This is a genomic window from Coleofasciculus sp. (assembly GCF_046539235.1).
GTDB lineage: Bacteria > Cyanobacteriota > Cyanobacteriia > Cyanobacteriales > Coleofasciculaceae > Coleofasciculus.
In genome coordinates this window covers 1-6645 of record NZ_JBKHHI010000369.1, presented here as the reverse complement: position 1 = coordinate 6645, position 6645 = coordinate 1, and the positions used below count along the sequence as shown (strand labels likewise).

Below are 6645 nucleotides of genomic sequence, written 5' to 3'. Positions count from 1 at the left end.
GACAGAACATCAACGCTTTTATAATGCCCAACAGTTTACGTTGAATATTACCAGACGCGATCGCACAACTCGCCCCTTGGTTCCACAACCTCCATCTCCCCAATGGAACTCAAACAGCACCCAATCATTTCTTGGGTGATTTTCCGGCGTTTAAATGGCAGCAACTTGCTCCCCATTTACCGGAAAATTTAGACGGGTGGCGGGTGTTGGATATTGGCTGTAATGCTGGATTCTATAGTTTTGAACTTGCCCGTCGTGGTGCAATAGTAACCGGGATTGACCATGATCCTCACTATTTGGCACAAGCTCAGTGGGCGCTGAAGCAATTTGACTTAGCGGATCGGGTTGAGTTTAAACCCATGCAAGTTTATGACTTAGCTCACACCGAGGAAACCTTTGACCTAGTTTTGTTTATGGGGGTTTTCTATCACCTACGCTATCCCTTACTTGCCTTAGATATTGTGGCACAGAAGGTTAAACGCTTGTTGGTATTCCAAACCCTCAATTCAACGCGATCGCGGCTTGAGAATATGTATAATTTACGGCTAAAATGAGATGCCTGTCTAGTGGGATTTGCTTGAAGTATTAACGCTGTACTAAGCTGTTCTGCGTTTAAACCTTAATATCAAGAATTGCGAAATCGTTGTAGTGCGTTTAGCGAAGCCATGCCGCAGGCTTTGCATCTTGCTCGCTACTAATACCCAATTTAAATGCATGACAGCTTATCTGATCAATCGTAGGTTATCGTTACCGACTGCTGCGGCGTTTAGCAGGAGGAATGGGTTCATAAGACTTGAGTCCCTCATCACCTGTCATAATTTCCACCTGATAACGTTTTTTTGTATAATGTTCAGCTAGCATTTTCATAGTAGCATCACCCAGAGATATTTTTTGAAGTACTACCTGTTGCCATTCATCGGCTAAATTTTTCAGTCCTTCAGCTTCCCAAAGGGCAGCTTGTTCAGCAAAAGCCGCCCAAGGAGTAGTTTCATCGGCTGCTGCTATCATAATTTTGGCTAATTCTTGGGCTAATTCATACTGTTTGCTTCTCGCTTGGGTAATATGATTCCCGGTTTCTAAGACTGTCGCTAATGGCAGTACTAATACAGTATTTTGCTCAATTTCAGCTTCCAATTTTTGATCAACTTTTTCTTTATCCCAGTAAAGACTACCTGTGCCACAAGTTTCCATATTAGGGATTCCTAACCAAACACAGAGAACTGATGTATCAATGATTAGAACCTTTCTCATACCTAAAACTACGGCTTACGAGAAATACTTCGTTCAATCGCTCCCTTTGATGTGAGTTGACCCAAGGAAGCCGAGGCGTATAGTTTCGGGAAATTCTCAATATCTTCTACAGGTGTCAATTGGCTTTCTCCGGTTTCAGCATCTCGATATGCCAAAATCACAAACGGCATCATCTCTGGGTCAAGGGCATCAAGTAAAGCGGGGTTATGAGTTGTCACTAATATATCAATTTTGCGCTTTTCCCCAATTTCCTTGAGCATTTTTAGGAGTAAACCTACACGCGAGGGATGAAGTCCATTATCGACTTCTTCAATTACAATTTGACTGCCTTTTGGTCGAGTCATTAATGCGGTAAGAATAGCTAAAAAGTGTAAACTTCCATCAGACATTACTCGCGCATCTATTTCTGTAATTTCACCAGGTTTCCATTCTTCTTTACAGTAAAGCATCGCGTCAGTCCCAAACCGACCAACAGGTTCTGCCCATACTCTCTGAATATCACGTTCTGGTAAATGTCTTAAATATGTAGCAACAGTTGATTCAAATTCTTCTTTCTGTTTATCAGACAATGTAGCGAGTACACCAGCGATATTAGAGGCGTCACTTTCAAGGCTGTCAGAAAGCCGTGAATAATTTCGCATACGAGCTGGAATAGGATTGATTATAGAAATGTTTTTTATGGTTTCTTGAAACTCAGCAAAAGGATTAATACTCTGTTCTTCTGAGAAATCAAATAAACTGGGTATTTGGCTGATAATAGACTGAGATCGCGCCGATAATTTATCAATAAATTCATGGTTCTGCCAAGGTTTTAACTTCGCTCCAATCCCCGGGAAGTTAGATGAACCTGATTTTGTTTTTAATAGGTAGATACAATTATCTATTTGGTCTGGGTTCGGATAGTTCTTAAAGGATTCCTTTTCGAGCTGAACATTTGGTTTAGCTTGCACAGTAATACTGTATAGATAATCGGTTTGATCATTTCCCTGTGTCAAAACTTCTAATGTGAAGGAAGATTCCCCCCTAAGAGGGGCTTCTTCTACACTACCTCGAAGAGGAGGAAGAATAGAGTCACCGGCTAAAGCAGTGTAAAATTCTTTGCCGCTAACAGTTCTTTTAAGAAACTCTAATGCATCAATAACATTAGACTTCCCACTCGCATTCGCCCCAATCAAAACCGTCAGCGGATCAATTGGTAATTCCGCATACTTAAAACTTTTCCAATTTTTAAGAATCAGCTTCTTTAGCATTCCTATCTAACAACCTCCTATTGGCTTGGTACACCTTAACTGGTGCATTAGCATTGTAGGGGCGCACCGACGTGCGCCCATCAAACCGTCCAATCTATCCCACAATTTTAGCTGTGTCAGTCCACTGCCTTCTTGGATTGAAAACAAATAACTTGGTTCGGGCGGGTTTAGTGACATCAGGGTGAGGCACAAAAAGATAATAGTCAAACCCGCCCCTACATTTAGGCGATCGCGCTACTCTACATTCCGCCATCCTACATTCAGATGCAAGTGTTGACAAATTTTACATTATGCTGTATAAAATTCGCTCAACCACTCCTCAACCTGAATCCCAGAGAAACTTTGTATTAGTCCTGTTTATCATGAAGATTTGGTATACTTGTGTTTCTCTTCTTCTCAAACCTTTACCAAACTTAATACAATGTAACCAACATTAACGATAAGCATATATCCTTAGTCATGATTGGCAGTCAGATTCCCTGGATAACGACGATTATTTTATTGCCTCTACTGGCGTCCCTGGCGATTCCTCTAATCCCCGACAAAGAAGGTAAAACCGTCCGCTGGTATGCCCTAGGGGTTGGCATGGCAAACTTCCTCCTCACCATCCATGCCTTTTGGCGTCACTACGATTTACAAAACTCTCAGTTCCAACTCCAAGAAACCTATTCCTGGATTCCCCAATTAGGCTTAAACTGGTCAGTTGGGGTCGATGGACTCTCAATGCCCCTGATTGCACTATCGGGCTTAGTCACTACCCTCGCCATCCTGGCATCTTGGAAAGTCAACCGTAAGCCTCGTCTATTTTATGCCTTGATGCTGGTGATGTACAGCGCCCAGATTGGCGTATTCGCGGCTCAGGACTTACTATTATTCTTCTTAATGTGGGAACTCGAATTAATTCCCGTGTATCTGCTGATTTCCATCTGGGGTGGAGAAAAGCGCCTCTATGCCGCGACTAAGTTTATTCTTTATACAGCAGCAGGTTCTATCTTCATTCTCGTCGCCGCATTAGCCATGGCATTCTACGGTGACACCGTTACCTTTGATATGCAACAGCTAGCCCAGAAGCATTACCCCATGGGAATGGAATTGGCGGTTTATGCCGGCTTGTTAATTGCTTATGGCGTAAAATTACCGATTTTCCCCTTACATACCTGGTTACCTGATGCTCACTCTCAAGCCTCTGCCCCTGTCTCAATGATTTTAGCGGGTGTGTTGCTGAAGATGGGAGGCTACGGATTGATCCGGATGAATATGGAAATGCTGCCTGATGCCCATATTCGCTTTGCCCCTGTACTGGCTGTTTTAGGCGTCGTCAATATTATCTATGGGGCGTTGACTGCCTTTGCTCAAGATAACCTGAAACGGCGCTTGGCGTATTCTTCCATTTCCCACATGGGATTTGTCCTGGTTGGTATTGCCTCCTTCACGGCATTAGGCACAAATGGCGCAATGCTACAAATGATCTCTCATGGATTAATTGCCGCCGCGTTATTCTTCCTGTCGGGTGTCACCTATGATCGCACCCATACTCTAGAAATGGAAAATATGGGCGGTATGGCAAAACAAATGCCTAAAGTGTTTGCCTTGTTCACCGCCGGTGCCATGGCATCTTTAGCATTACCAGGGATGAGTGGGTTTGTGGGAGAATTGTCTATCTTCCTGGGCATGTCTACTAGCGATGCCTACAGCTCATCCTTTAAAGTGGTAATGGTGCTGTTAGCCGCCGTGGGATTAATCCTCACTCCCATCTATCTACTCTCCATGCTGCGTCAGGTATTCTACGGCACAGCTAAGATGGAGTTCTCTATGGATAACTATTTCGGCGATGCCAACCCACGAGAAATCTTTGTCGCCCTGTGCTTGTTAATTCCCATTGTCGGCATTGGTTTATATCCCAAGGTTGCTACCCAAACTTATGATGTCAAAACCGTGGCGGTAACGGCTCAAGTGCGTGAAGCTCTGCCAGTCATTGCACAAGAACGGACAAACCTGTATTCTGGTAAATTCAACGCACCATCCCTACCCAAAGCCAAAGCCCAACCTTTGCTGGGTATAGTTGAATAAGTTGACTCTCCAGATTATCAGGTCAACTCGCATTTACGAAATGAGTAGGGACACGGCAGTGCCGTGTCCCTACTTATGTGCTATGTAAAGATTATGTTATGTAAAGGTAGTAGACCTGCACCCAGAAAAAGTATCTTTTAAGACAACGTGGTATCAGGATGGATCAGATACAGGCAGAAATTGAGGCAATTCGCACCCAAATCGAGGCACTACGTCACGAACGGGATGCTCTAAGCAATCAGGAGGTGCAACCGGAGAATAATTCACCCGAAGCGATCACGGCGGCTTATCGCCATCAAGCTAGAGTAGCCGCAGAGGTTTCCGCCGAAGTCCAGGGAATTGATAATGCGATCGCGGCGTTGCAGGCGCAGTTGGAGCAAAAACAGCAACAGCTACAGCCTCTGGCGAAACCCAAGCAACCTTTAACCTTAGCCGATGAGGTAGAGATCGCCACTCAACAGGCTTATAATCATGCCAATCGGATTAACGAACTCGCTACAGAATTGGTGGAAGAACTTAGGGCTTTAAAATTGATCGCCAATGATATGAGTCCCAGCTATTGGCAGTTGCATCACAAGCCATTTATTACCGGGTTTAAGGGTACGTCTGTTCCCTATTTGCGAGCAGATCAGGGGGTTTTAATGATTGGCAAAGTCATTATTTAGGGCTTGCCGAAGAAGTCTTGTGGTGAGAATAGGGAACGGGGAACGGTTATATGCAGTGCGAGCGTCTCGCTCGCTATTTTGTATGGGTTTTTATCTGTCGAGGCAATATGCTTTCATAGGTTTGTGAATTTTTAAGCCATAGGTAAAAATTCTAAAGCAGTTGTTCTAACAGATTCATAATTTACTTTTCCTTGCTCATTGCGTGGCAATTGTTCAACAGGAACCCAATATTTAGGCTGCTTAAACCTACTTAACTGATTGACCAGCACGGCTTTTAAAATATCCACAGAAACGTCCGATGCACGAGGAACGTAAACCGCTGTAACGGCTTGACCCCAATAATTATGCGGTATGCCAATCACACACACATCACGCACTAATTGGGTGGCTAAAATAGCCGCCTCGACTTCGGCTGGGAAAATATTTTCACCTCCACTAATGATTTTATGACTGTGCCGTCCGACAATGGTTAGATACCCCTGCTGATCAAAAAATCCCAAATCATCGGATTGCAGCGTTGGGATTTTATCAGGCGTTGCATGACTATTGGGGATTGGGGATTGGTGATTGGGTAAGTGTAGAGATGCGCCATTATTCGTCTGTAGGGACGAGGTTTGAAAATTCGCGCCAGTGGTTGACGATAACGTTTCCTCAAAACCCGCCCTGATTGCTTCTTCGCTTCGCTCAAGGACATGGTTTTGAGTTAACTCTCCATCTTCCTTATCTTGCTTATCTCCTGAAGAATAGTAACCCAATGCCAAAGATTCTGCTGCAATCGTGACAATTCCGATTTGATTCGTCCCCAAAAATTCCCCGGTTGTACTGCGAATGGTAACGTGGGCGTGAGGGAGAACTTGACCGCAACTATTATTCCCCGCTAAAAATGCGTCCGGTTTCAGAGTAACCACTTGAGACGCCGTTTCCGTCATTCCATAAGTTGGCGCTAAGCGAATACCCTGTTGTCTCGCCTCAGTTAAGAGAGACTCATAAGCTGGCGCACCACCCAACAAAACCGTGTGAAACTGAGATAACCAATTTGCTGCATTCGCCTGGAGTAAGCGTTGTAACTGAGTGGGAACCAGGGAAATAAAAAAATCTCTGGGGTCAATCTCTCGTCCTTTTCCCGCCACCACCTCTTTAAAGGGTAGACTAGCAAATTGTCCTCCCGTGGTTAGCGATCGCAGAAATTGCATCAACCCACTCACATGATACACAGGCAAGACACAGAAGGAATTCACTGGCTTGTGATCAAAATACTGATAAAACCCTCGCACCGACGCCATTAAAGTATCCCAGGTATGTATAGCGAAGCGAATCTTACCCGATGAACCCCCTGTAGGAATCATTATTCCAGGGTTCGTAGTAGGCACTTTAGTGCCATCATGGTTCGTAGTAGGCACTTTAGTGCC

At 44.3% G+C, this 6645-nt stretch carries 5 protein-coding genes and 1 pseudogene; 3 read left to right on the top strand and 3 right to left on the bottom strand.

Annotation, left to right across the window (positions count from 1 at the left end; translation table 11 throughout):
* Nucleotides 1-44 precede the first annotated feature (44 nt).
* Nucleotides 45-506: pseudogene (locus tag ACLFWI_RS24175) on the top strand (DUF1698 domain-containing protein); the annotation flags it as partial.
* A 241-nt stretch (nt 507-747) separates the two neighbouring features.
* On the opposite strand, the gene ACLFWI_RS24170 reads toward ACLFWI_RS24175, so the two are convergent.
* Together ACLFWI_RS24170 and ACLFWI_RS24165 are read right to left on the bottom strand one after the other, a co-directional pair.
* The gene (locus tag ACLFWI_RS24170; protein ID WP_446415040.1) at nt 748-1251 is read right to left on the bottom strand and encodes a hypothetical protein; all 504 of its coding nucleotides are present in this window, start codon (nt 1249-1251) and stop codon (nt 748-750) included.
* 8 nt (nt 1252-1259) lie between these two features.
* Nucleotides 1260-2501: an AAA family ATPase gene (locus ACLFWI_RS24165; RefSeq protein ID WP_446415039.1), complete on the bottom strand. Its 1242-nt coding sequence runs from the start codon at nt 2499-2501 to the stop codon at nt 1260-1262.
* A 459-nt stretch (nt 2502-2960) separates the two neighbouring features.
* Here ACLFWI_RS24165 and ACLFWI_RS24160 point away from each other — a divergent pair, with 459 nt between their 5' ends.
* Both ACLFWI_RS24160 and ACLFWI_RS24155 read left to right on the top strand, forming a co-directional pair.
* A complete protein-coding gene (locus ACLFWI_RS24160) occupies nt 2961-4571 on the top strand; it encodes an NAD(P)H-quinone oxidoreductase subunit 4 (RefSeq protein ID WP_446415038.1) in 1611 nt (536 codons plus the stop codon).
* A 158-nt stretch (nt 4572-4729) separates the two neighbouring features.
* Nucleotides 4730-5236 (top strand): hypothetical protein, encoded by a 507-nt coding sequence (locus ACLFWI_RS24155; RefSeq protein WP_446415037.1) that lies wholly within the window; start codon nt 4730-4732, stop codon nt 5234-5236.
* 131 nt (nt 5237-5367) lie between these two features.
* Here the strand turns inward: ACLFWI_RS24155 and ACLFWI_RS24150 are convergent.
* Nucleotides 5368-6645, bottom strand: a 1278-nt coding sequence (locus tag ACLFWI_RS24150) for an AMP-binding protein (RefSeq protein WP_446415036.1), incomplete at its 5' end; no start/stop codon positions are given.

Bases quoted from the DNA above. Each gene is read 5' to 3' on its own strand.
- ACLFWI_RS24170 (WP_446415040.1), bottom strand. From the start codon at position 1,251: ATGAGAAAGGTTCTAATCATTGATACATCAGTTCTCTGTGTTTGGTTA.
- ACLFWI_RS24165 (WP_446415039.1), bottom strand. From the start codon at position 2,501: ATGCTAAAGAAGCTGATTCTTAAAAATTGGAAAAGTTTTAAGTATGCG.
- ACLFWI_RS24160 (WP_446415038.1), top strand. From the start codon at position 2,961: ATGATTGGCAGTCAGATTCCCTGGATAACGACGATTATTTTATTGCCT.
- ACLFWI_RS24155 (WP_446415037.1), top strand. From the start codon at position 4,730: ATGGATCAGATACAGGCAGAAATTGAGGCAATTCGCACCCAAATCGAG.